The 25,816-nt window shown below is 36.7% G+C and carries 23 protein-coding genes; 6 read left to right on the top strand and 17 right to left on the bottom strand.

Annotated elements, in window-relative coordinates; translation table 11 throughout:
* Positions 1-63: 63 nt before the first annotated feature.
* From BW946_RS12155 to BW946_RS12145, 3 genes are all read left to right on the top strand, one after another.
* Positions 64-1,755, top strand: a complete 1,692-nt coding sequence (locus tag BW946_RS12155) for a DUF6909 family protein (RefSeq protein ID WP_076596443.1) — start codon at positions 64-66, stop codon at positions 1,753-1,755.
* A gap of 191 nt (positions 1,756-1,946) precedes the next feature.
* Complete coding sequence (locus tag BW946_RS12150) at positions 1,947-2,417, top strand: DUF1572 domain-containing protein (RefSeq protein WP_076596442.1); 471 nt, start codon at positions 1,947-1,949, stop codon at positions 2,415-2,417.
* Positions 2,418-2,631: 214 nt separating this feature from the next.
* The gene (locus BW946_RS12145; RefSeq protein ID WP_076596441.1) at positions 2,632-4,470 is read left to right on the top strand and encodes a M1 family metallopeptidase; all 1,839 of its coding nucleotides are present in this window, start codon (positions 2,632-2,634) and stop codon (positions 4,468-4,470) included.
* 117 nt (positions 4,471-4,587) lie between these two features.
* On the opposite strand, the gene BW946_RS12140 is transcribed toward BW946_RS12145, so the two are convergent.
* Positions 4,588-5,211 carry a hypothetical protein gene (locus tag BW946_RS12140; RefSeq protein ID WP_136521236.1) on the bottom strand — a complete coding sequence of 208 codons (624 nt, stop codon included), beginning with the start codon at positions 5,209-5,211 and terminating at the stop codon, positions 4,588-4,590.
* A gap of 485 nt (positions 5,212-5,696) precedes the next feature.
* Here BW946_RS12140 and BW946_RS12135 point away from each other — a divergent pair, with 485 nt between their 5' ends.
* On the top strand, positions 5,697-6,455 hold the full coding sequence (locus tag BW946_RS12135) for a type III pantothenate kinase (protein ID WP_076596439.1): 759 nt from the start codon (positions 5,697-5,699) through the stop codon (positions 6,453-6,455).
* Positions 6,456-6,523: 68 nt separating this feature from the next.
* Positions 6,524-7,051: a GNAT family N-acetyltransferase gene (locus tag BW946_RS12130; RefSeq protein ID WP_076596438.1), complete on the top strand. Its 528-nt coding sequence runs from the start codon at positions 6,524-6,526 to the stop codon at positions 7,049-7,051.
* Between the two features lie 69 nt (positions 7,052-7,120).
* Here the strand turns inward: BW946_RS12130 and BW946_RS12125 are convergent, their stop codons facing one another.
* From BW946_RS12125 to BW946_RS12055, 16 genes are all read right to left on the bottom strand, one after another.
* Entirely contained in the window at positions 7,121-7,552 is a 432-nt protein-coding gene (locus BW946_RS12125; protein ID WP_076596437.1) for a nucleoside deaminase, read from the bottom strand.
* 8 nt (positions 7,553-7,560) lie between these two features.
* On the bottom strand, positions 7,561-7,896 hold the full coding sequence (locus tag BW946_RS12120; protein WP_076596436.1) for a hypothetical protein: 336 nt from the start codon (positions 7,894-7,896) through the stop codon (positions 7,561-7,563).
* Positions 7,896-8,513 (bottom strand): hypothetical protein, encoded by a 618-nt coding sequence (locus BW946_RS12115; RefSeq protein ID WP_228402566.1) that lies wholly within the window; start codon positions 8,511-8,513, stop codon positions 7,896-7,898. Before BW946_RS12115 ends, BW946_RS12120 begins: the two co-directional genes overlap by 1 nt.
* A 53-nt stretch (positions 8,514-8,566) precedes the next feature.
* Entirely contained in the window at positions 8,567-9,487 is a 921-nt protein-coding gene (locus tag BW946_RS12110; RefSeq protein ID WP_076596513.1) for a helix-turn-helix transcriptional regulator, read from the bottom strand.
* Positions 9,488-9,754: 267 nt separating this feature from the next.
* Positions 9,755-10,234, bottom strand: a complete 480-nt coding sequence (locus BW946_RS12105) for a hypothetical protein (protein WP_076596435.1) — start codon at positions 10,232-10,234, stop codon at positions 9,755-9,757.
* The gene (locus BW946_RS12100) at positions 10,213-10,593 is read right to left on the bottom strand and encodes a hypothetical protein (protein WP_139326001.1); all 381 of its coding nucleotides are present in this window, start codon (positions 10,591-10,593) and stop codon (positions 10,213-10,215) included. Before BW946_RS12100 ends, BW946_RS12105 begins: the two co-directional genes overlap by 22 nt.
* Positions 10,568-10,777 (bottom strand): hypothetical protein, encoded by a 210-nt coding sequence (locus BW946_RS21195; protein ID WP_139326000.1) that lies wholly within the window; start codon positions 10,775-10,777, stop codon positions 10,568-10,570. Before BW946_RS21195 ends, BW946_RS12100 begins: the two co-directional genes overlap by 26 nt.
* Positions 10,778-10,782: 5 nt before the next feature.
* Complete coding sequence (locus tag BW946_RS12095; protein ID WP_076596433.1) at positions 10,783-11,817, bottom strand: DUF2931 family protein; 1,035 nt, start codon at positions 11,815-11,817, stop codon at positions 10,783-10,785.
* Between the two features lie 8 nt (positions 11,818-11,825).
* Positions 11,826-12,860: a DUF2931 family protein gene (locus BW946_RS12090; RefSeq protein WP_170872081.1), complete on the bottom strand. Its 1,035-nt coding sequence runs from the start codon at positions 12,858-12,860 to the stop codon at positions 11,826-11,828.
* Entirely contained in the window at positions 12,784-14,841 is a 2,058-nt protein-coding gene (locus BW946_RS12085) for a phospholipase effector Tle1 domain-containing protein (RefSeq protein WP_076596431.1), read from the bottom strand. Before BW946_RS12085 ends, BW946_RS12090 begins: the two co-directional genes overlap by 77 nt.
* A 75-nt stretch (positions 14,842-14,916) precedes the next feature.
* Positions 14,917-18,744, bottom strand: a complete 3,828-nt coding sequence (locus BW946_RS21190) for a hypothetical protein (RefSeq protein ID WP_139325999.1) — start codon at positions 18,742-18,744, stop codon at positions 14,917-14,919.
* A 7-nt stretch (positions 18,745-18,751) separates the two neighbouring features.
* Positions 18,752-20,935, bottom strand: a complete 2,184-nt coding sequence (locus BW946_RS21600) for a hypothetical protein (RefSeq protein WP_076596429.1) — start codon at positions 20,933-20,935, stop codon at positions 18,752-18,754.
* 7 nt (positions 20,936-20,942) lie between these two features.
* Positions 20,943-21,578 carry a leucine-rich repeat domain-containing protein gene (locus tag BW946_RS12070; RefSeq protein WP_076596428.1) on the bottom strand — a complete coding sequence of 212 codons (636 nt, stop codon included), beginning with the start codon at positions 21,576-21,578 and terminating at the stop codon, positions 20,943-20,945.
* 230 nt (positions 21,579-21,808) lie between these two features.
* Positions 21,809-21,979 (bottom strand): hypothetical protein, encoded by a 171-nt coding sequence (locus BW946_RS21420; RefSeq protein WP_168801917.1) that lies wholly within the window; start codon positions 21,977-21,979, stop codon positions 21,809-21,811.
* Positions 21,980-22,215: 236 nt separating this feature from the next.
* Complete coding sequence (locus BW946_RS12060) at positions 22,216-23,253, bottom strand: patatin-like phospholipase family protein (protein WP_076596426.1); 1,038 nt, start codon at positions 23,251-23,253, stop codon at positions 22,216-22,218.
* 190 nt (positions 23,254-23,443) lie between these two features.
* Positions 23,444-23,944, bottom strand: a complete 501-nt coding sequence (locus tag BW946_RS12055; protein ID WP_076596425.1) for a M15 family metallopeptidase — start codon at positions 23,942-23,944, stop codon at positions 23,444-23,446.
* A gap of 234 nt (positions 23,945-24,178) precedes the next feature.
* Between BW946_RS12055 and BW946_RS12050 the strand changes: the two genes are divergently transcribed.
* The gene (locus BW946_RS12050) at positions 24,179-25,762 is read left to right on the top strand and encodes a Na+/H+ antiporter (RefSeq protein ID WP_076596424.1); all 1,584 of its coding nucleotides are present in this window, start codon (positions 24,179-24,181) and stop codon (positions 25,760-25,762) included.
* Positions 25,763-25,816: the final 54 nt, after the last annotated feature.

The raw sequence follows: 25,816 nt of genomic DNA, 5'->3' as shown, positions 1-25,816 counted from the left end.
TTCTTAAAGGTTGCTTAAAATAAGTTGAGCAGAGATTTTGTATATTTGTGTGAAATTTATTTTATGACAAATTCTAGAGCAAGAGAAACAACAGAGGCTATTGAAAGACTATACATCTCTATGAGACACCTGTTTTATAGAGGATTTTTCAAGCCGGGCGGAGTTTCAGGAGAAAGTATCAGAAGTTTGTTAAAGACCATCAATCCGGAAATTTATGGAACCATGAATATTCCAAGTAAATTGGAACTGGACGGTTTGATGTATGTGCTGGACAGACTTCCGGAAGGAATTGAAGAATGCGCTTTTATTCACCTTACATCTGATGAAGGGTTTGATAAAGGAAGTTTCGAACCTATTGTCCCTAAGAAAAGAAGAAGAAACTGCTATAGAATAGACGAACACCAGATGAATATTGAGGTTCTTTTGGGCCGTTCCGAAATTTATGACATTCTTACCCACCTTACTTTCCTTTTTATAGAAGCTGACAAAATCCGTAATCTGGCATTCATTCAGGATGAAAACTGGAAGCCGACACGTGCTTTCAAAATTATTGAAGAAGTAGTGAAAGGTGAAAAGAAATTCAGCAGAAAAGAAAAAGAAGTAGCGCTTATTCATCTTTCTTCTTTAATAGGAAGATCTTTTGATGAAACGTTGAGAGCTTACAATACTTTCGGTGATGATCATAATCCTGACCGTCTGTTCAAAATCATTTACAACTTGGCAAAAGTAAGTCTTGATGATGCCAAAGGAAGCAGAGAAAGAGAAATTCATTTCAGTTCTATATTAAAAGAAAGAGTAGGTCACCATTATTTTGGTGAAAAATGGGCCAACAAAGTGAAAGAGGTTTTATTTGAAAACAATCTTCACATGCGTCCGTTGCACATTATTTCTGCCAATATGCACTCGGTGAAAAATATGCTGTATGCCAATAATGCCCTTAAAAAGAAGCAGCATCATGAGGTGGATTATAAATTGTACGAAGAGATTTCGAACAAAAAAGAACTTCGTGATAAGGTTTTAAAATATGCTTTGGAGGAAGGAATGATCCATATTGCGGACAAGAGCGGAAGTAATATAGATGTACAAATCATAGACCTCAGCAAAACAGATCTAAAGAATACCCCATTTGCAGACTGCAAGTTCGGAGGAGATGATGTGGTAATGGTTTTTGATTATGCATTCGGAGAGCAGGCTTTTGAAGTAATGGATGAATTGCTTCGTCCTTTTGAACATAAAGGAGAAGTCTATATGATGCATGTAAAATCTGTTTCCATTATGGGTAAAGCCGGAATTCTTACCGGAGAAAAAGGAGATATTATGATTCCTACTTCCCATATTTTTGAAGGAACTGCAGATAACTATCCTTTTGAAAATGCTTTAAAACTGGAAGATTTCAAAGATGATGAATTAAAAGCTTTTGAAGGTCCTATGATTACCGTTCTGGGTACTTCTCTTCAGAATAAAGATATTCTTTTGTATTTTATGAATACTTCATGGAAAGCAATAGGTCTTGAAATGGAAGGAGCGCATTACCAGAAAGCCATTCAGGTAGCCTCTAAGATCAGACACCACATTTCACCGGACCTGTTTGTAATGTATGCTTATTACGCTTCAGATAATCCGCTGGAAACAGGGAGTACATTGTCTTCAGGAGGGTTGGGGCTTACGGGAGTAAAGCCAACCTATCTGATCACTTTAAGAATTCTTGAAAAGATTTTAAGAAGTGGAAAGAAAGAAGCTTCTGCAAAAAAATAATTGTAATTTAAAATTATAATATCAACCTCAGATACTTTTGTATTTGAGGTTTTTTGTAATTAATTAAACACGAATATCACAAATTTATTTGCACAAATTGCACTATTTTATTGTGTTTAGAATAGTGGTTTTCATTGGTGAAATTTGTATTTAAATAAAAACCTATCTTTAGGATACATAAATAAATATCCATGAGCTCAATTTCACAACTTGCCAAAAGATTCAGAGAAGTTATGCTGGATGGTTTCTGGATCGCCAATACCAATTTTAAAGATCAGCTTTCAGATGTTACCTGGGAACAGGCGGTTGCAAAAGTAGATTCTTTAAATACCATTGCCATGCTTACCTTTCATATTGATTATTATATTGCAGGCATTATTAATGTTTTTGAAGGCGGCGGGCTTGAGATCAAAGATCAGTTCAGTTTTGATCTTCCAGCCATAGAATCTCAGCAACAATGGGAAGAGCTGTTGAATAAACTCTGGGCAGATTCTGAAAAATTTGCATTATTATTAGAACAAATGCCTGATTCCAGACTTGATGAGGTTTTTGTTGATGAAAAATACGGAACCTACCGAAGAAATATCGATGGAATGATTGAACACAGCTATTATCATCTGGGACAGATTACTTTAATTAAGAAATTATTAAAAAACGCCTGAAAATAAATATAGCACCTTTGAAAAGCCGTGTATCAGTGATTCTTGTCAAGATTTCAAACCTTGACAAGAATTATTTCAAGAAAACTCAGAAAGAAATTTAACAATTCAGATCAAAATCCATCTATAACCATAACAAACAGAATAAAACCTCAGAATAACTCCTATTTGAGGCTTTTATTTAAATTACCTACCTTTAGAAAAAATAAAATTTTAAATGAGAAAATCGGCTGCAATCATTTTTGCGTTTATCATTTCACAATTTCAGGCTCAGCAAGGAGCTTACTATCAGCAGGCTGCGAAATACAAGATGGATATTGATGTCAATGCTGAAAAATTTACCTATCAGGGAAAACAAACTTTAGAATACACCAACAATTCGCCGGATGAGCTGAATGTTGTTTATTTTCATTTATACTGGAATGCTTTCAAACCTAATTCTATGATGGATCAGAGAGTGGCTTCCCAAGGGAAAAATGGTGACGGAAGACTACAGAAAGACGGTGTTTCAAGACTTGCTTCCATTCCTAAAGACCAGGAAGGTGCTCAGAATATTCACTGGATTAAACAAAATGGGAAAGATCTGAAATTTGAAGTTCAGGAAACCATTATGAAAGTATATCTGGCAGAACCTGTCAAGCCAAATTCTACCACTACGTTTACAATGGATTGGGATGCTGTGATTCCTATGCAGATCAGAAGAAGCGGAAGAAACAACAGAGAAGGAGTAGATATGACCATGACGCAGTGGTATCCGAAAATTGCTGAGTACGATTATGACGGCTGGGCCACTTTTGATTATCTGGGAAGAGAATTCCATGCGCCGTTCTCCGATTTTGATGTTACCATTAAAATCAACAAAGATTATGTAGTAGGAGCAGGAGGAATCCTGGAGAACCCTGCAGAAGTAAAAGGTTATGATGTTAATGCAAAAATAAAAACAGAAAAAGATAAAAAGGCAATCTGGAGATGGACTGCAAAAAATATTCTTGATTTTGCATGGAGTGCAGACAGAGATTATTCGGTAGAAAGCTTCAATGTTCCGGAAGGTCCGAAAGTATATCTGGTGTATCAGAAAAATGATAAAACGAAAGTGTGGGGCGAATCACAGCCTTATATTACCAGGTATTTCCAGATTATGAATGCTCACTTTGGAAAATATGTATATCCTAGCTACGCATTTATCCAGGGAGGTGATGGAGGAATGGAGTACGGGATGTGTACCATGATTCTGGGAGAAGCTAAAAATATTAAAGATTTAATGGGGCTAATGGCTCACGAAGGCGCTCACTCATGGTATCAGCAGATGCTTGCCACTAACGAATCTGTGCGTCCATGGATGGATGAAGGTTTTACAAGCTATGCGGAAGGGTATACCATGTATCAGCTATTCCCTGAAGATCTGCCAAATCCTTTTGCTAAAACACTGGATGCTTACAGAGATTTTATTAAAAAAGGAATTGAAGAACCGGCAGTCTGGTTAGGTGATCACCATGATAACGGAACAGCTTACACCTATGCATCTTATGTGAAAGGTGAACTGTATCTGGTGCAGCTTGGGTACATTATGGGAGAGCAGAATCTTGCAGAAACCTTAAAGCAATATTATGACCAATGGAGTATGAAACATCCTTCAGACAGGGATTTCCTTCATATTGCCCAAAAGGTTTCCGGAATGGATCTGAAGTGGTTCCATAACTATTGGATCAATACAACAAAGACAATCGATTACGGAATCAAAGATGTAAAATATGATGCCAATTCTACTACTATTACATTGGTTAATAATGGTCAGGTTCCAATGCCTATTGATTTTGGAGTGATGACTGCGGATAAGAAGATCGTTACGTATCAGATTCCAATGAATATGACTCATACATGGAAAGAAAAGGATATTTATGGTGATCTTAAAACAATGCCTTACTGGCCTTGGACACAGAAAGAATATACCCTTACTATTCCTTACACAAAATCTCAGTTATCTGTTCTGGGGATTGATTTCAGCCAGAGAATTGCAGATGTGAATATGGAAAATAATTTTGTTGAGGTAAAATAATCTACATAAAAAACTATCCATACTAGATAGCTGCCTTTATGTTTTTTTAGTCAATCTTTTCAGAATGAAACATAGTAAAACCCACAGAGCCCTCTGCGGGTTTTACTATTTTAATTTTTATAATACTATTTTCAACCTGATCTCTTCCAGGTTTTCTATTGAATGGCTGAATCTGTATCCTTTTCCATAATTTATGGTATAGCTTTCAATAATAAAATTATAATTTCCATTCAGTTTTTCTTTTAAACTTTCAACAAGTCTTTTATTGAGGCCATCATCCAGATCTGAAAAATAAAATCGAATTAAATCTTTATCCCAGGGCTTTAATTTTACAGTTAGCTTAATCTTCGTTTTTCTATTTTCAATAGCTTGGTAACATTCTATTAAATATTGATGATCTCCTTTTTCTTCAATGATAATATCATCAGCTATAAATCTATTTTGAGGGTTAAATTTTTGAGAAGAAATAAATTTATAAATATTCCTGTTGAATTCTGTATTGTGATTAAGTACTATAACTTCATTATTTTCATGATCAAATATCTTTACTGCTTTGTCATGATATTGATACATAACATAGTTTGGATTTTCAGAATTTATCAGGAATTGTGATTTATCTATTGTGCTGAGATTGCTTTTTATGAGAAATTTATAATCAAATGTATAATGAGACTGTGCATTCCAACTAAAGCTAATAAGCATAAATAAAAAACATATTATAGCTTTTGAATTTCTAATCATTTTTTGCATTTTTAAAATCTTATTGCAAGAATAATTTTTTTTAATCAATTAACAATACCCTTTTCCTGAAAAAATAATTTTAACCTTTAGATATGCTGCAGATGATATTTTACGAGGATGTTTCATGGTACAATATATCTCATTTTGTTACAAATGAATAGGCCGGAGCTTTCCGGAGGGCTCAGTTGATTCCCCCCCAGCTTGCGGGAGCCTTCCGGAGATCTCCGGAAGGCTCCCGCAAGCCTGTTTTAAACCTCTCGAGGTCTCCGGAAGGCTAAAATATCTGTGTTTGTAACTTCCGGAGGATTTGTACAGGATACCAACGGTTTGTTTTGTGTGATGTGAATTCTGTCAATGATAGTATTGAGATCATTGTAATTTATGGGAGATTGGCAGGTTTTTTTTATAAAAATCATTAAATTTAGTGCCTCAAAAATAAGCGGGATTTCAATTTATGTAATGAATTTCTTCTGAAAAATATGTCAATGAATTCAATTGTAATAAACGTAGGAAACAGCAATATCAGATTTGGTCTTTTCAATGGGGATAATTGTGATATTTCGTGGGTTATCAATACAAAACCTTACAGAACAGCAGATGAGCTTTATGTACAGATGCTGATGCTGTATCAGACCTATAAAATTGATCCCAAAGAGATTGATAAGGTAATTATCGGATCCGTAGTACCTCAGCTTACCAAAGTAATGAGCTCCGGCATCAAAAAAATTCATGGAACAAATCCTGTGATTGTTGATAGGTCAACACCTTCGGGAGTTCAGGCGAAATCCAGACAGATGGGAACAGATATTTACGCAAACCTGGTGGCAGCACACAATTTGTACCCGAACAGAAAAAAGATTGTCATAGATTTTGGGACGGCTCTTACCGCAAGCTGTGTAGCTGAAACAGGGGAAACTTTAGGAGTCATTATTGCTCCGGGAATTGTTACGTCTCTGAATTCGCTGATCAACCAGACCGCACAACTTCCGGATATCGAACTGAAAAAACCAAAATCTGTCCTGGGATTGGATACGGTAACCTGTATGCAAAGCGGAATGGTATATGGCTTTCTTGGGATGGTAGAAGGTTTTGTAACCCGCATTAATGAGGAAGTGAATGACGATTGTTTTGTAGTGGCAACAGGAGGTGTTTCTCACGTATATAAGCCTCTGACGGATAAGATTCATGTGATGGACAGACTTCACACCCTGAAAGGTCTTTATTTCCTCGGAAAAGATTTATAAATTTAAATGGTTAAAGTTGAGGTTGAATCCAGCCGATACTTTAGTTCCTCAATCTTACTGTTAACATAATGAAAAAATTTCCCGTCATACAAACAGAAAGGCTGACTCTTTCCCAGCTGGAAGAAAGAGATATTTCTTCTATAGTTGAATATCTTCAGCACAGAATTTTTTCTGATCTTACCTCTAATATTCCTTATCCATACGTGGAAAATGATGCGATATCCTGGGTGAAAATGTCAAAAGAAGCTTTTGATAACAATACCGGATACACATTTGCTATCCGGAATAAAGAAGGTCAAATCATGGGAGCTATTGGGCTGCATGACAGAGATGATGATAAAGCTGAACTTGGCTACTGGATAGGAATTCCTTACTGGGATAAAGGATATGTAACTGAGGCCGCAAAAGCGATAATAGATTTTGGTCTTAATGAATTAAAGTTGAATAAAATTTTTGCCACTCATTTCCTTCACAATCCCGCGTCCGGAAGAATTATGGAGAAGATAGGAATGGAGCAGGAGGCTGTTCTCATAAAAGAAGTGAAAAAGGACGGAGAATATTTTGATCTGGTGAGATATTGCATCTTAAAAGGCTGAATATAAGGCATTTGTGGTTATAAAATTGAAAGCCAGAAAATATTAATATCCTCTGGCTTTTGTTTTTAATTATCTTTTACTTTTAAAGAATTCTTTAACAATAGAAGAGCATTCCGCTTCCATGATTCCCGTAATAACTTCTGTTTTCGGGTGGAGAGAAAGATGTTTATTGATAAAACCTCTTTGTTCATCCCGTGCTCCAATCACTACTTTCGAGATTTGAGACCAGGAAAGTGCGCCTGAACACATGACGCAAGGTTCCATCGTAACATACAGCGTACAGTCTTTTAAATATTTTCCTCCCAGGAAGTTGGCTGCGGAGGTGATGGCCTGCATTTCTGCGTGGGCTGTAACATCATTCAGTGTTTCGGTGAGATTATGGGCTCTTGCAATAATTCTGTTGTTTGAAACCACCACGCATCCGATAGGAACCTCATCTTTTTCTAAAGCGGTTTCTGCCTCCTGTAGAGCCATTTTCATGTAATATTCGTCTGTAAACATCTATTTAATCAAAGTTTAATGCTAATGGAACGTTCATAAAAGCCCTTTCCGGCTGTCCGTTTCTGGTTGCGGGTTTCCGTGAGTAATACACAGAGTTCAGCTTGCCTGTTAAATTGTTCATTGCTGCCAGAGGCTTTTACAGAAGTAATACTTCCGTCTTTTTCTATAATAAAATAGACTCTGCATTCAACTCTGTTCGTACCTTTAATCGCATCTGCATAATTATTTTCTATATTCTGAATCTGAATATCGTATTTTGCCTTAATAATTCTGAGGCCTTCTGTCTGCTGTGAAAAATAAAAATTAAGTGCAAAAAACAGAAATAAGCTGAAATACTTTTTCATTAATCCGTTATCGTTAAAGTTAAAGGAAGTTTAAAACGGTAAATAGTAGGATCGCCTTTCAGCATTGCCGGAGAAAATTTTTCGGTCAGAGAATACAGGGCTATTTCTGCCTGCCTGTTGAAGGTGAAATTATTTCCCTGCGCATGAACATTGCTGACAGTTCCATCTTTTTCTACAATAAAAGCGACATCTGTTTTTACCATCTTTTCTTCAGAATATACCCCGTCTACGTACAGCAGATTGGCAACTTCCTGCCTCAAAGAATTGATGCCTCCGGGATAATCTGCGATTTTTTCGGCATCTGCAAACTTTTCAGATGAGGTGAATGTGGTGTTTTTGATGGTTTGAAGGTCTTCCAGATTTCTGACTTTTAATAAAGCTCCGATCAGAGCATTGTTTTCAATGCTGTCCATTTTTTTCATGAAAAAAAGGAAGTCTCCTTTTATCGCTGCTTTTTTTACCGTATTGGATTCGGCATCAAATTTCTTTTTAAACTCTTTATTCAGCATATTTCTGTGCTGGTTATAATAACTCTTTACAAGCCTGAACTCTTCTTTCTGCTGGGCGAGAAAAAAGGAAGAGATAAAGCAGCTGATGCCAATGAATAAAGTTTTCAATAAAGGTATATTTATGTAAATATAACAAAAAATATGGAATATATTCCTGATGATCAGCTTTCAAGATAACGGTTCAAAGATTCCTGCAAATGATTGCGGATGTCATCAACTAAACCTTTCGGTTCCAGAACGGTTACTTCCTTTCCATAAGAAAGAATCTCCTGCATAAAATCATAAGTAGGGTGGAGGAAGAACTCAAAATAGATCTCTTCCGGAGTTTCTTTGGTTTCTTTCTGTGACTGGTGAAGCGGAAAACTTCTGATATATTCTCCCTGGTGGCGGCTGCATTTCAATACAATGTTCTGTGGATTCTGTTCTGTCAGGTTCATCACCCCGAATGCATTTTTGAAATGCTCCCTGAAGTTGTATTTGTACTTTTCTCTGAACTGATTTTTGGATACATCCAGATAGTTGATTCTATCCAGCCCGAAAGATTTTAAAACTTTATCTTTTGTATCAATGGCAATAAGATACCATCGGTCTTTGGATTCTTTTAAAGCCAAAGGATGCACTTTTCGGGAGGTCATCAGCTTATTTTTGTAATTGTAGTGTTCAAAACTTACAACCCTTTTATTACGGATGGCGAAGAACAGGTCATAGAAATGTTCTACACCGGTGGGTTTACGGCTTTCGAAGAAGATAAAATCTGAAAAATCGGGGTGGGTATTCATGGCGTTACTCACCTGAAAAGATTCAAGCAGTTTCTGATTGTATTCATCCACTTCCATAATGGGGCGACTCTCGATGTAGTATCGATTGTCTCCTTTTTTCTTGTTGTGGATGGAAAGGTTGAAAAGATCGGAAATCTCCCGGATATCCCTCTGCAGGGTACGGATAGAGTAGCTCTTGATTCCTGCATCCTGGAATTCAAATGAGTTTAAAAGATAGTCCTCCAGCTGTGAATAGGTAGCCGGAGAACTTTCTAGTCTTTTAATTATTAAGGCATACCTTGTCAGATAAAAATCTTTCTTCATTTCTCTATTTTTAGGGTGCAGCAACGCTGCGTTCATGGTAAAGTTTTATAAGACAAATATATGCGGTTAATGCGACAAAACGTGTCGTGTTTTATTTTTTTGTCAAGTTTATATGAAGAAATAGTAAAGCCACAGATATACTGTGGCTTAATGATTGTTGATAAAAGTTCATCCTTTTTCTGTTCATTCATTATTTATTGGAACTGTTCTTTGCTTCCGCATTTACACACCATTAAAGTTAAAACAAGCAACAAATTATAATTTTTCTTATTTTCTTAGCGAAGTTTTATTAAGTAGAATTCCATTATAAAAAACTCCATATCGACTATAGATGGTATCTTTATTTTTACTAAACTTAATATTTTGTTTTTTATCTAAAATATTAAAATAATTACCAGTTGGATTTTGAGGAACAAAATAAATAAATTTATTGTCTTCAAAATAAAAATTATTAATTTTTCTGAAAGATTCAATGTTTATAATTTCTTTTAAACTTACATCTTTATTTAAAGAATATATATTTACAGTATTATAAAATTCATAATAATTATTTGCGTGTAATTTTTTTTCTAACTTAGGATGACGTTCAATGTTTTTAGTTCTGAAATAAATTTCATTTTGATCCTTATTAACAAAGATTAAACTGTCTTTAGTTGTCTCACAATTTTGACAATCTTTCAAATTTTTCTCACATGAAAAAATTATAAATGAAAGGGCTAATAAGATTAATTTCTTTGAATTTTCCATATTGATGATATCGTTTTAGTTAAAGTTTGTTTATTACTATTTAAATAAAAATTTACATATGTCCAGCTAGATTGATCTTTAAATCCATTTTCAATATCAGACAATTTACCATTTGACGATGTTTCACCATGTTGGTCGACAATTCTGTAAGTTGCATTACATGGATTAGTATTATCAATAATTAATGTTTGAACATGGAAATCATCTGAATATGTTGTATAAAAGACATGATATCCAATTTTATTATTAATACTTTTTGATATAAATCCCATTAGTAGACCTTTTTTTATACTTAGGGCATCATAAGTTACATCATTTTTAACTTTTTGAATATTAGCAAATATTGGTAAGGCTTCCATGTCCTGCATTTCCAAAATCCACTTTCACACCTCCTACAGGATAATAGCTGGGAGCCGAAATGCCCGGCTCCCAGCAGTATTTATTTTTATTGCAAGATTGTAACAGACTAAGACTTATCATAAGCGTCCAAAACAGGAGTGTAAGAGTCCCTTTTATAGGGCGGATTTTTAAACTCTTTTTCATCAAAATTAAGGGATAAAATACTCTACTTCTGTAGCATAAGCATAATCATTGTTTTTTTTCTCTTCTGCTGTTGGAATTTTATTTCTAAAACGCAGTATTTTTTCTTTTGTATTATTGGTAACTAAATAAAGCGTTGCATCTTGATCATTATCATCAATCTCTAACTTAAAAATAATTGCATTAAGTCCTCTTTTTTCTACAAAGCTTTTAAATTTTTTTGGCATTGTAAATTTGGAACAATAGAAAGTTTCTTTTGCTTTATCACGCCAACCTAATTCAAACTCAACAGGTAATTTTCTGCGAAATTTTTTATATATCCCTATTCCTTGTTCAAGTGTTCCATCTAAAGAAGTAAAACTAAACCCTACCTCACGATGATTAGGTCTGTTAAAATCAAAAATTATATTATATTCCTTTTCATTTTCAGCCCAAGCTTCATAAGGAATACCATGGAGTTGCCAATAAGTGTAATATTTACCCCAATTTTCAAAGTTTTTAGTTTTATATCGCACATCAGCGGTATCATCATAACTTCCTTTTAGTCTCGCCTTTGCCACTTCTATATTTACATAATCATCTGTTTTTTTATCAAGAGCTTGAAACCAAACCCGAATCCAACCACCTGGAGCCATCCCTACCACCAAATGCCCTAAATTGTCTTCGTCATCAAGATTATATTCATTAAATAAATCCCTTATCTTTTCTTGTGGAAGTGAAATTTTTCCATCGTAGGTATAATTTTCTGCCCCACTATTGTAGTGTATGGAAACCTCTTTTGGAGCATCTTTCCATTTTTCTCCAACTACCGCTCCATAGGTCTGTCCCCAACCGGGATCAAAACTAGTAAGACTGCCATTTCCTGCGTTATCAAAACCAACTCTAACATCCGCCGCAGGATAATAGCTGGGAGCCGAAATACCCGCCTCCCAGCGGTATTTATTTTTGTTGCAAGACTGTAAAAGACTAAGACTTATCATAAGCATCCAAAACAGGAGTGTAGGAGTCCCTTTTATAAGGCGGATGTTTAAAATCTTTTTCATCGGTATAACTACTGAATGAAGTACTCTACTTCTTGAGAAAAATCACTGTTTCCTAAAATTTTATCCTTCGAAGGATAAGTTTTAAAACGTAATAATTTTTCTTCACCTTTATCTCCAATAAGATAGATAACTCCATATTGGTCATCTTCTTCTATTTGTAAGGAAAGAACAACTTTACTTAATTTTCTATCTTCAATAATTTTTGAAAAATTTTTAGGAAATGTTACATGGGTATCATAATAAATATTGCTGTTTTTGGATTTCCAAACAGCAACAAGGTCAACAGGTAGTTTCCTTTTTAATAGACTATCAACGGGTGTTCTGTAATATAGTGTGCCATCTAAAGAAGAATATTGAGGATCAGTAACCTCATTTTTAGGATTAGGTTTATCGAAATCAAAAATTATATTATACTCCTTTTCATTTTCAGCCCAAGCTTCATAAGGAATACCATGGAGTTGCCAATAGGTGTAATATTTACCCCAATTTTCAAAGTTTTTAGTTTTATATCGCACATCAGCGGTATCATCATAACTTCCTTTTAGTCTCGCCTTTGCCACTTCTATATTTACATAATCATCTGCTTTTTTATCAAGAGCTTGAAACCAAACCCGAATCCAACCACCTGGAGCCATCCCTACCACCAAATGCCCTAAATTGTCTTCGTCATCAAGATTATATTCATTAAATAAATCCCTTATCTTTTCTTGTGGAAGTGAAATTTTTCCATCGTAGGTATAATTTTCTGCCCCACTATTGTAGTGTATGGAAACCTCTTTTGGAGCATCTTTCCATTTTTCTCCAACTACCGCTCCATAGGTCTGTCCCCAACCGGGATCAAAACTAGTAAGACTGCCATTTCCTGCGTTATCAAAACCAACTCTAACATCCGCCGCAGGATAATAACTGGGAGCCGAAATACCCGCCTCCCAGCGGTATTTATTTTTGTTGCAAGACTGTAACAGACTAAGACTTATCATAAGCATCCAAAACAGGAGTGTAGGAGTCCCTTTTATAAGGCGGATTTTTAAACTCTCTTTCATCTGTAAAATGTGGTACATTGGCATAGGCAAAATTATAATGATCTAATGCATCTGCTAAAGGTGCATTGAAGTTTGCTGATAAATGTACAAAATCTTCCATAATATAATTATTCATTTCAGCCGAAAGATTATAATAGCCTTTTTCATCAAAATGCTGAGGATAGGTAACTATTTTTCCTTCTTTGTTTATCCAACCATGTTCAGCCACTTCTTTTAATAAATTATAATATGTTTTCAAATCTTTTTCCTTTCCATCTCCTTCCGGATAAATATATTCTTCGGGATGAAAAGGTGGTGGCTTTAACCTTTTATCAAGTGGTTCTAAAAACGGCACATCAGCATAGGTGGAGGCAATGTACTTCATCACATTCATATACACCAAAGAAAGTTTGTTATTTAGCGGACGTTTAGAGACGAGTTTGTGGTGGTAGCCTTTTAATAAATACGTCCAGTTGCCCACTGTTTTTTGGGTAGCATTTCCCATAAAATTTTCAGGTAACAGCTCGTCTTTCTCTCCATCTGCATCACTCCCCATGCCCTCAAAAGCATGTACATGATGTTTGGTTTCCCAATAAAATTTAGATTGATCGTCTGGGCAAAGCTTTTGAGAGATATACCAGTTACGCAATAATTCTTTTTGTTGCTCTAGTTTTTGCTTTTCAGAAGCACTGGCATCAACCCCTAAATCGAAAAAATGTAATGTGGTAAGCTCTTTTTTGGTCTGCCAGTACGCACCTCCTACATCCGAATGTGCTCCCAAAACCCCCAATTCTTTAGCATGAGTAGTACTAGAGATACTTCCTATTGGGGTAATAGGGAAATTATCTCGCCACTCAGTTTGGGCTTTTAGTTGCAAAATTTTCTTAATATGTGGGTTGGAAAGATTTGGGTTTACTTTTTTTATCAAACTTATTGCTTCTACACCTGCGCCTACAATGGGCTTTAACCATAATGGACTTAGAGTTGTTGCCAGTATTTTAGTAATTGGATTTCTTGCACCATCTATAATTCCCTTCCTTTCAAGCATCTGAGAAATTACCGTATCAAACAAACCTAAAAATTCTACATTTACGTTATATTTGGGGTAATTAATTTTCTTTTTTTGGAGAAAATCTCCCAATTTCCCGCCTATAAAGACGTCTCTTTCAGGTGCATTGAAACGTTGCACCACTCTTGTATTATCCTTTTCAATCCTATACGCCTCTCTTTTGTACTGCTTAATGCTTGGAAGGCTGTCCTTTGTTTTTTCATATTTTTTAATGCTTGGACGTTTAAGATCGGTAATAGGCATATTACCTCCGCTTCCTGGGTTTTTGTCTTTTCCTGTTTTCAGCACCTCGTTGCAGAAATGTCTTGCTGCTGCTGCACCACGGCTAAAACCAAAAACATCAAACTGAATGGATACAATCTCTAAAGGTTTTTGCTTTGCTATACTCTTAAAAGCAGCGTCTATCTTATCTGCTATATCTTGACACGCCTGTTCTACTCTGGAGATAACGCCACGGTCTCCTTCCCCCATACCAGAACCTAATTTATCATCTTCTTCATCCCGTAAAGTTCCAATACCCTGTATGTAAACTTTTAATTGAAGTTCTTGAAATTTTGGGTTTTGTTCCTTACTTCTGTCTTTTTTTTCCTCATATAAATCGTGCAGTAATGAGATGTTGGAGTAAGAATTCCAATAGCTGCTCCCGGATTCTATCACAAAACTTTTAAAGCCTTTAATTTTGTGTACTTCATCTTCTTGTAATGGGTGATTATAAGGTTTAGGTTTGTAATTAGGATTATATTTGGGATTGTAATAAACTGCATCCGAATTATACCTATTATTCCCTGTTCCGTCAAAAAACACACCAATTCGGAGTTTTACTTTTTCGGTACGGCTATAGGATTGAAGTTTCCTTTTATCCGCTCCATACACATCAATATCAGCAACACCAATATCCACAAGGTTTCTTATTCCTATATTTCCTGTTTTCATTTTTTGTGAATTTTAAAAATTAATAAAAAAGAAAGCGGTGGTTTCCCACCACTTTCAAAACAAAGTTTTATACTTTTATACAGGTTTTATAATTGTACTTGGCAATGTTGTAGGTTTGTCACTATGCTGCAATTGCACATCCTTATCCAAAGAGAAGCTTGTTTCAAACTCCAGTTCTTTTGGATTTTCACAGTTCTTCGGATCATCTTCAGGGAAGATAGGAAGCGGGTGATCCACAGGAAGCCCCGTAGATTTATCCTGAAGGATCGTCAATGTAGTAGGGATTCTGGTAATCCAGTATTTACCCTGAGGTTCTCCGGTAGGCTGTCTCATTTCGTCCACGATACTCATGTACATTGGGTCTCCGATTACCGGAACAGAACCGCCATTCCATATTAGTCCTGTTTCAAGGAAGAACTGAACAGCTGCTTCGAAACCTGGTTTTACGGTAACGATAATTCTTGCCATACCTGCCTGCAGGAAACTTCTGAACAATGGGTCCATACTTTCGCTGATATAGAATTCCTGCCAGCTCTTACGGTTAGCCCAATAGTATGGATAGAAGGTATAATCCATGATTTCCCATTCGAATGCCTGCTCCATAAACTTGGCAAGGGCTGTATATCTGTCCAGATTTTCATTCAGGTATACCTGGAAATTATCCATGGTTGTTTTCTCATCAGCACCGTTGGTTGTTTCCTGGCCTAATGTATAAAGGTAATCCTGTAATAAATAAGCGATACAGTTGTGCTTTAATACATCATGTTCCATATAACGGTAGAAAGTATCCTGTCTTTCTTTAAGCTGGGCTTCTTTTTCTTTCTGTTCTGCATCCAGCTTTGCCTGATCTTCCTGGAATTTGGCATAAGCAGCTTCATAGGCTTTAATAATGTCGTTAAAACTGTCTGTTTTCCATTTGTTGATAAAGACATCGCTCAGCTCACAGTTTACCACTACTTTGATGGTATAACTTCTTACGTTGTGTCCCTTCACCTGGAAAGATACATTACCTGTGATATTGAAGCCAGATGATGCTTCGCCAAAAACAAGGTCTCCACCACGTTCAGAACGTCCAATCATGTCTCCTTTAAAATTAGAGAAGAATACTTCAGAATAACGGGATCCTGACCATCCACCACCTCTGTTTCTTGTTGATACGCAATTGAAACTTGCATTTTTTCCGGCATAATTGTCCGGGATGGTAAACTGTGTATAGTCAATTCCAAAATCATCATTTTGACTATGAACAGCTGAAGCTGTATGAATAACCTGTTTGGTTGCTTCCGGGAAAGCTTCTAAAGTTACTCCATATTCCTGTGCCCAATGCTGGATCTGTACAATCGTTGCAGATTTTGGATCTGCCATTAACCATGGTTCCGGTGCTTTTCTTGGATCTACAGGAGCCTTAAGCACCTGAGCTTTGGCAACAGTAAGAGCCAGACGGTGTAATCTTGAAGGTTCAGGAACCATAAATTCAAACATTGTACGCTTACCATAGTTGTAGATCTGGTTTTTCATTTTCTTGTCGATCCATCTGTAAACTCCGGTAATGTGTTTAGGCTGTGCAGCTTCAGCATTATCAGTGTTGGTTACCTTTCCTCTGTTATCATATTCATGAACATTGGTTTCCGTATATTCTTTGATGATTTTCTGTACTCTTTCTTCTGAAATTTTAGTAAGAACTCTTTCCATTGCTCTTTCCGTGATTTCCTGAGATTTCATCACAGCCTGTCTTGTACTGTCGTGCTGTGCCGTATTATTGGCATAGTCTGCACCGATTTCAAACTTCATGGCACTGTCATTTCCATAACTGAATCTTGTGTAGGCAGAAATACTCTGCTGCTTTTCAATTTCTTTCGCAACTTCGGTCTGCATATCCGTTCTGGAAGTTTTGGAAGTGTCTGACATCTTCTCTGTTTCCTGAGATTTGGAAGTTGTATCGGTAATTTCAGAGTATTCTCTGGAAACGGAAGACTTATGTCTCAATTCGCTTGCCATGACGTTCTCAATATTGGACACTTCTCCCGGAACATAAGCATGAACACTTTGCACGACTTTCATATAATCTGCTACTCCCAATCTTTTGATCCCGAAATTTTTACGTTTTTGGGTTGTACCTGGTTCAGGTGTACCCGGGTTTTCCACTGCTGCACGCTTCAGAGTCAGCATTCCGGTAAGGTTTAAGTCTTCTTTCAGATATTGTGTGGCAATCTCTCCATAAGCATGGCTTCCGTTATCAAAAATAATTTCTATTTTGAAACTAAAGCTGGTTCTGAATCTGTTTACCAAAGCCGCAGGTAAGGTAATTTTATTATCAACTACAGAAATATTGCTGTAATTTTCTTCGAAAGTTCCGGCAGCATCTGTTGTAGCCGTAATTTTAGCATTGGCAACGCTCCACGAAACATCTTCAACTTCAAAAGAAAAATTAACAAATCCTCTGCTGCCTGCTACTACGTAAGCACTGTGAGCATATAAGCTGTATGCCATCGGTGTTCTGGCTGTATTCTGAATAAGAGGTATTGAAGCTCCGCCGATATTGGCATACTGCTGTTCCGGAAGAGGACTATTTTGAAGTGCGGTCTCCATGGAAGAAGATATATTGTTTCTTACAACCAGTAAAGCATCAGCATAGCTTTCAATCTCATCATCGAGAACAATGGTCTGAGCACCCATTCTTAAGGTGTCATGCGAAAGGATCTGAAGGCTGTCTGTATCTTCTGCCACAGAAGTTAAGCTGGTTGTGGATTCACCGAAAAGTTCTACAAAAAGGTCGAAAGATTCCGGAGAAAGCTTTGCCTGCAAATCTTCCAAATTGATTTCATTTTTGTACGTAAATACGAAAGGAGCAACTTCATATTCTTTCAAAGTGCTGTAAAGACGTTCTTTTTCTTCTTCAGACATGTCCGGAGTGATTTTACTGTCTACTTCTGCCAGCTTTCTGTCATACAGTTCCAAACGTTCTTTGTTTTCTGCCATATATCTGGAATACTCATCCTGGTAGGCCTGATGTCTGGATTTATGGAACTTTTTCTGAAGCTTTTCCAGTTCGGAATTCAGTGTGTTTAGAGATTCCTTTCTGTGGATCGCTTTGCTGGATATAAAAGAAGCTCTTGCTTCAGACTCTAATCTTTGAACCGTTCTCGCTGCCAAAGCCGGTTCAGAACCTTCAGCTCTCGCAGAAACTAAAGATGCCGTTTCTGTATCCTCTGAAAATAGAATGGTAGGGAGTATAATTTTTCCATCCATTGCCTTCTCCAATGGTTTTTCTCCATTAATTTTGATGATTTCCTGATCTGTAAGGTCCTGGTTGCTGGCAAAACCAAGCTGAATAGCCATTAAAATGTGGCTGATGGCTTCTTTAATATAGAAATCTCCCTGGGTAACAATCTGATAAATATAATTATTCCAAAGCTGGGAAAATATAGCAATTCCTTCTGCGTTTAGCTGTCTGTTAGTGTTAATAAGGCTTTTGTAATAATCCGTAACCAAATTCCAGTCAGCGCTTTCTAATGTTTCTTTTTTAGAAAGCTTTCTTCCGATCATCAGAAGGTCTTTAAATGCTCCTTCTTCGATTTTCTTCTCGCTTTCGAATCCGGAATTGTTAAACTCACCGGCAGCCCTTTTCATGGCTGTAAATTTTAAAGTTTTGGCAGGTCTTCCAACTACTGCTGTATCAAAAACACCGGTTACTCCTTTAGGTCTGTGGATAAATCCTAAGTTTTTGTCTTTAATTTCTGTTAATTGCGGGTTTCTCAGACTTACAAATCTGAAAAGTGATTGTGATGCGTTATTGGTTGTATTCATAGGGTTTGTTTCTTTATAATTAATAATTCCTTCTCCTATTAAGGATTTTCCGACAGTAAATGCGGATTTTGCTGTTGATGTATCGTTTGTTGGCATTTTGTTTTTATTTTTTGGTGTATTCAAGTGTTAGAGTAAACGAGTTGATAAGAGAATAATCATAATCAGGCACATTTAGTAGTTCAATAATTGCTCTTTCTCTTTCGATCGTGATGTAGGCTTTTGTTCGCCATTGGTTACCTGCAAATGCAGCTTTAAGATCATACCATTCTGTAAACATTTCATTAGAGATGATGGTTTCAAGATCCGGGAATTCAGATCTTAAGTCGATTTCACCTGTTCTTGGAATCTGATCCAGATATAATGTTTTTTTATAAACAGGTTTGCCATTGATCCATTTTCCGCCTGTCAGTTCTTCTTTGGTGCTGTAGGAATGCTGTTTGTCTGCATATTGTTTCTGGATGTAATCATTTTCCTGTGCGTTGTCTCCAAAATAAGTTTTAGAACTTAATCCTCTGGCATTTGATACCTGATGTTCTACCATAACAGGTTCATCTGGATAATTGCTTACCATGATTCCTTTTCCGTCAGAATGATCGGTAAAACTCGTTAAAGAGGCTCCGGCATTACTTAAACTAAGTTTTGCGCCATAAGCTCTTGCCAATACACCGTAATCTTTACTGACATCTAAATTTGATTGTATAGAATTATCTATACTGCCTGATGTGATCAAAACTCCGCTTGGAAAGAAACCTACCTGGTTTTTAATTCCTTCCTGGGTATTAATTTTATAAAGAAGAGATTCAATTTCCGGTGCTTCGGCATTCTCAAACTGAATATGACCGGATACGGGATTGTTCACTTCTGTTCCTGTGAGAGGAATGCAGTTTTGGAAGTCGGAAAGGTTTTTATATCCCAATACATTACCGGCATTCAGAACCGCTACTTTTGTATAGGTGTTATCGGCCAGTGGAGTTCTTTTTGCACTGATTACAGCATCAAAATCCAATGTTCTTGTGGCAAAATCTCCACCAATTAAAGGGGTTACAAAATCATGACGTCTTGCTACCGGATTGGATTCAATAACCAACTTGTTGAATGTTGAACCTCCTAACGGTGCATTACAGCCGATAACGACATTGTTATCACCCCAAACTCCCATAGCATGCGTAGTGGAAGCTGCGTTATATCCAACAAAAGTATTAGATCCCCATGCGCCTGAAGTTGTCACTTTTCCATGAATATTTCCCGCAAAAGCACCTAAAAAGGTATTCTGGGTTCCATTAGTTAAGGAATAGGCGGCTCCAAGACCGAGCGCAGTGTTATTGGTTCCGGCAATATTTTTGTTTCCTGCCTCATCTCCGATGTACGTATTTCCATTTCCTGTTGTTGTTTCAGTTCCCGCTTGTGTTCCGAAAAAAGCATTGAAATTACCCGTTGTAAGTTTAGCTCCGCTTGAAACACCTGTTGCGGTATTCCATCTTCCTGTGGTGGTTTCATTTAAAGAGTAAGAACCGAGAGCTACGTTATTTGCTCCTGTGGTTAATTTTGATAATGTATTATAACCAATGCCTAGTCCGTAAGCTCCGGTATGATCCGTATTCAAATTTCCAAACCAAAAGGAATAAGTGGTAGGACTGAAGTTTATTTCGCCCGCTCTGCCCTGGCTTGGCTGAAAAATAATAGGTTTGGTTGTTCCGTTACCTCTGTCGATGACATTCTGCAAATTATCATTTCCGCTAAAAGTTGGCTTATCGGAAAGATCGTTGTAACTTCCTGTTACAGCTACTTTTTTTACAGTGATTTTTTCCTGTCCTTCCTGTGATAATGTTACACTTCCATCAGCATTGGTCGTTGGAATGATGCTGAATTCCGAGAGATTGATGTGAAAGGCTGATCCGTCATTTTGGGTAATGGTAATAATATTTTGAGAGGCATCATATACCGCGTTTTCAATGCTGATATCACGGGTTACCAAACTGCTTAAATCTACGGATTTACTTTGCTGGACACCATTCTCACCCGTATAAAATACCGTTAAGACATTCCCATTTAGTTGTGGCGACTGAATAGCTGTCTGAGTTTCAATTTTTTCTTTCCAAAGCTGAGCATCCTGTTGGCTTATATTGGAAGCGTTTACATCTGCTTTTTTAGACAGATCATAATCTAATTGATCTGCAGGAATCTTTTCATCTTTGTGCCAGTATGAATCATGCCACTCCCAGAATTCCTCCTGTACCGGAATATCTCCGTTTTCGAAATATTTTTTTAATTCTTGTTTTGTTTTCATGTTGAGTTTATCTATAGGTGATTGTAGCTGTTGACGGAATACCTGCCTTACTTAGATCTAATCCTGTAGGCGCTGAAACATTCTTAAGGGAAGGAATGGCAAATGCATTTTGTCCAACAGATGTTACTGTGCTTGGAATGTATAAGTCTTTGATAACAGTTGCTCTGAGGCAGTTAAAAGCATAATCTCCAATACTAATTAAACCTTCATTTAAAACAATTTCTTCTATTGAATCAGATCCATTAATCATATTAGCTTGTTGGCCAAAAGCATTGTTTTCAATAACCTGAAGGGTTGAGGGTGTGCGGACGCTTTTAATGTTTTGCTGATTAAAAGCAGAAGGTCCAATCACCTCAAGTCCTTCGTTGAGGTTTACCTTCACAATCTGATAAGACATTCCTGAAAAGGAGTAAGCGCCATTAATAATTTTTTTGGTATTAGATGGAATCGTAATTACTAATGCTGAGCCAAGAAGTTCATTGTCATTTGTGAAAAATGGTATTACTTTTTCAATGCTTTCAATAGAGCTTTGAGCAATTTTCTCGTCTTTATGCCAGTAAGCGTCCTGCCATTCCCAAAAGTCTTCCTGTTTTGGGATATCTCCATTTTCGAAATAGAGTTTTAATTCTTCTTTTGTTTTCATAAAATTTTGTGTGATTTGTAGGTTAATAAATTCATTTTTTCTCCTTTTATGGATGGCGGAGTTTCCATTTTTATCCTGTATTTTCAGACATAGTTCTGGCTGTCCAGCATTTTGTGAATGGTGAATTCAAAGGTGTTGAGACTATTTAATGAGATGGCTGTGCGTGTGTTATAGAGATTTCAAAGGTAATGGCGGACAGCGTCAGAACTTGTCGTGTTTTTTAAATTTATTTAAAAAACATCTTCTTCAGGTATTCCTTTTTCAAAATCTTCTCTGAAGAAGTTTTCAATGTCATTGAGATAGTTTTCATAATCCATCTCAGCATTTTCGATATCGCTCCATTCTATCGTATAGAGATCTTCATCGATGAGTATATCTGTATTGTGATCTGGTGTTTCCATGTTTTGTGTGATAAGGTGTTGGTTATAATTTTTTGAACATATTTCAGGCTGTTCAGCATAGGGAAATGTTGAATTCAAATGCTTTATAAAAGTTTTTAAGGATTGTTGTCTGTGTCTTTTTTGATACTCCAAAGGTAATCGGGTGAAACGACAAAACTTGACGTGTTTAAAAAAGATTTTCCAATTTTAAAATATAATTTTTAAAGCTTATATTGGGTCTTTATAAGGTTAAAAGCTTATATTTTATTTTTGATGAGCTTCTGAACAATTTGGTTTAATGTTTCTCTGTTATCATCAATATAGCTCAATCCGGCTTGTATCAGATTCTCAATATTGGATCTTCTTACATTATCCATGGCGGGAGAAGCATTTTTCAATGAAGGATTCAAACGGTAATAGTTTTTTTGATTTCTAAGGCCCAGAGTCTGAAACATCTGTTCCAGCTGATAATCTACAGTTTCTGCGTTGGCAGACATCAAAATGTCAACGATTGGGCCTACCCAGCCAATTTTTCCTGCTTTTTCCAGTCTTTTAAAAGAGTAAGGTCTTGCTTCAATTCCTGTTCCGATAGAGACGATGATCATATCGTTTACACTTGGATGGTTGGCTTTCTGATGGTTTTTTAAAACTTCTGCAAAAGGGATCTTTCTTGCTTCAGCATAGGCGCAGAGTGCAGGATTATTCGCAAACATTCCACCGTCAATCAGGCTGAAGATCTGTCCATACATAGATTTGATCTGCACCGGACTAAAATAAGTGGGAGCCGCTGAAGTCGCTCTGCAGATATCTCTTACAAAGAAATTGTCTGTGCTGAGGTGGGCTTTCCAGGAGTTGAAAAGTTTTGCTCTTCTGTTTTCAATATCATAACTCGTTATTAAACATGGTTTTATGAATTCTTTTAATTCTAGATTTCCAAAAAAGTCATTTAAGTTTTTTTCAAGAGCTTCCTGGGAAATTTTTTCATTCAATAATCCGAATGGATTGACCAGTTTTTCCCAAAAGGAAACCTGGAAAATGTCGCCACCCTTTTCAGCATATAATTCCAACCCTTTTTGAATAGAATATTTTGCTTTTCGGGTTTCATCAGGAGAGAGAATAATAGAAGCAATCAGACCTCCGGTACTGCTGCCGGCCACCAGATCAAAATAGTCTCCCAACTTGGCAGCCGGCTTATCATAATACTGGAGCTGTTCTTCTATGTAACGCAGAATAATGCAGGTTACGATTCCCCTTATTCCACCTCCGTCCAAAGAAAGAATGGTTGTCTTTTTCATGTGATATTTTTAATGGTTTTTTAAAAGGACACATGCAATCTTAAATCTACAGAATCCGTTGAATAATCAAAAAATATTGAGATTCCATACTTAGATTTCATTGCTTTTTTCGTTGTTTTCTTATAAAGCAAAGGTAGGCTGGGGAAGCGACAGAACGTGTCGTATTAAATTTAATTTCAAATAAATAACACTAAAAAACAACGTAATTCTGCTGGTCTTTTGGCATCTTCAAAAGCTTTCTCCAGCTGGTTTTTACAGGTCCTTTTTTAGAAGGGATGTTCTTTTTTTCAAAGTGGGGAAGATCTTTAAATGTTTTCCAGTTTCCACCCCAATCCCAGCCGTGGCGGGCAAATATTTTTACACATTCGTACCAGTCTGCAACGTTGTCATTATCCCAGTCTTTTGCCGTATCCCAACTTGCTGTTTTCCCGTCAATCATAAGACAGATGTCTACTGCCAGTCCATAATTGTGAATACTTTGTCCTGCCTTTGCATTGGTTACTTTTTTTCCTGAAGTAATTCTTCCGATTGCATACAGCTTTTCCTGCTCTTCAAAAGATCTTAATCCCTGAGTGATCCGTAATTTGGCTCTTCCGGTAAGTGCTTCATCACATTCCTGTATAATTTGCTTCACTTCATCTCTTACCAACGGGTGAAGCTTCTGAATTCTTTCTAAGGTTACTTTGTCCATATTTCTTATTTTGTTACAGGACAAAAGTATAGCGCGGATGCGACGAAACTTGACGTGTTTTATTTGAATTTTGATTAAAATTATATAACATTCTATCAGAGGATGAAAACATAAAAGGGAGACATATTCAGAAATGCTTAAATTAATCTATACACAAAAAAATGAGAAAATTTGCTTTTAAATTTTTAAAAATCAAATAGAAGTAGTAAATATGACGGATAAAACACAATACTAATGCATACTATCCTACCTTTTTTATTAGCCATGATTGTGGCCATTGTGCTGCTCAATATGTGGGCTGCAAAGCTAAAAATTGCTTACCCTATTTTGCTCGTTGTATTCGGATTGCTGGTCAGTTTTGTGCCAGGTCTTCCGGTTGTAAAGATCAATCCCGATCTTATTTTTTTTATCTTTTTACCTCCTCTTTTATTTGAAGCAGCATGGTCAATTTCCTTTAAAGAAATGAAACGATGGTGGCGTATTATCGGAAGCTTTGCTTTTTTGGTAGTATTTTTTACGGCACTGGCAGTAGCAGTGACGGCTAATTATTTTATACCCGGATTTACACTTGCTCTCGGGTTTTTGCTGGGAGGCATCGTATCTCCACCGGATGCCGTGAGTACAGGAGCCATTATGAAGTTTGTAAAGATACCATCTACTACATCTGCTATTCTGGAAGGAGAAAGTTTGCTGAATGATGCATCTTCACTCATTATATTCCGTTTTGCTTTAATTGCTGTAGGAACAGGACAGTTTATATGGCAGGAAGCTTCGCTGGATTTTTTATGGATGGTAATAGGCGGGGCAGGAATCGGGTTACTAGTGGCATGGATTTTTGTACAGGCTCACAAAAGACTTCCTACAGAAGCTTCTTCAGATATTGCACTCACACTTATTGAACCTTATCTTATGTATTGGATTGCAGAACAGTTTCATTCTTCCGGGGTGTTGGCTGTAGTTTGCGGAGGGCTGTATATGTCAGGTAAAAGATTGATATTTTTAAACAGTACCAGCCGTATTATGGGATATAGCGTATGGCAAAGCTTTGTATTTATTCTGAATGGTATTGTATTCTTAATAATAGGACTCGAACTTCCTGAAATTGTCGGAGGACTGCGGTCTGAAGGAATTCCTTTAAGAATTGCTATCCAATATGGAGTGTTGGTGACCGGTATTCTGATTGCCGCCAGAATTATAAGTTCTTATGCCGCCATGCTGGCTACATTGATTTTCCGACCGAGTGTAGCTCCTCGTGCTTCCTCCGCCAGAAGGCAGCTCTTGATGCCTCTGATGCTGGGATGGACGGGAATGAGAGGTGTTGTCTCATTGGCTGCTGCACTTGCCATTCCGATTACCCTTGAAAACGGACTCCCTTTTCCCAACAGAAACCTTATCCTCTTTATTACTTTCGTTGTGATTCTGCTTACCTTACTCGTACAAGGACTTACTTTGCCCTACTTTATAAAATACGGACATGTATTTGATGATTTTACAGATGAAGAGAAAGATAAAAAGGCGAGGGAAGAAATAAAACATCAACTGAAACAGCATGTTTATCATTTTCTTAAAAATAAGCATGAAAATGAACTGAACAGCCATGCAGGATTAGAAAGAATGCTGAAACAATGGGAGGAAAAAATACAGACTCATAATACAGACTGGATGAATGAAAAGACCAAAGATATCTTTTTTGAAATGCTGGAAAGTCAGAGGCAGTTTCTTTCAGAATTGAATAAAGATATTTCCGTGAATGAAGAAATTATCCGCCATCAGCTTTACCAGCTGGATCTTGAGGAAGAACGTTTGCGGATGATTTAATCCGTATCACAATCAATGTTTTTGAAAACAAAATTAAAGCGTTAATGCGACAAA

It is taken from the genome of Chryseobacterium sp. RU33C (assembly GCF_900156015.1).
In the GTDB taxonomy this organism is placed as follows: Bacteria; Bacteroidota; Bacteroidia; order Flavobacteriales; family Weeksellaceae; genus Chryseobacterium; species Chryseobacterium candidae.
The sequence above is the reverse complement of the archived record's forward strand: the minus strand, read 5'-3'. Positions and strand labels throughout refer to the sequence as shown.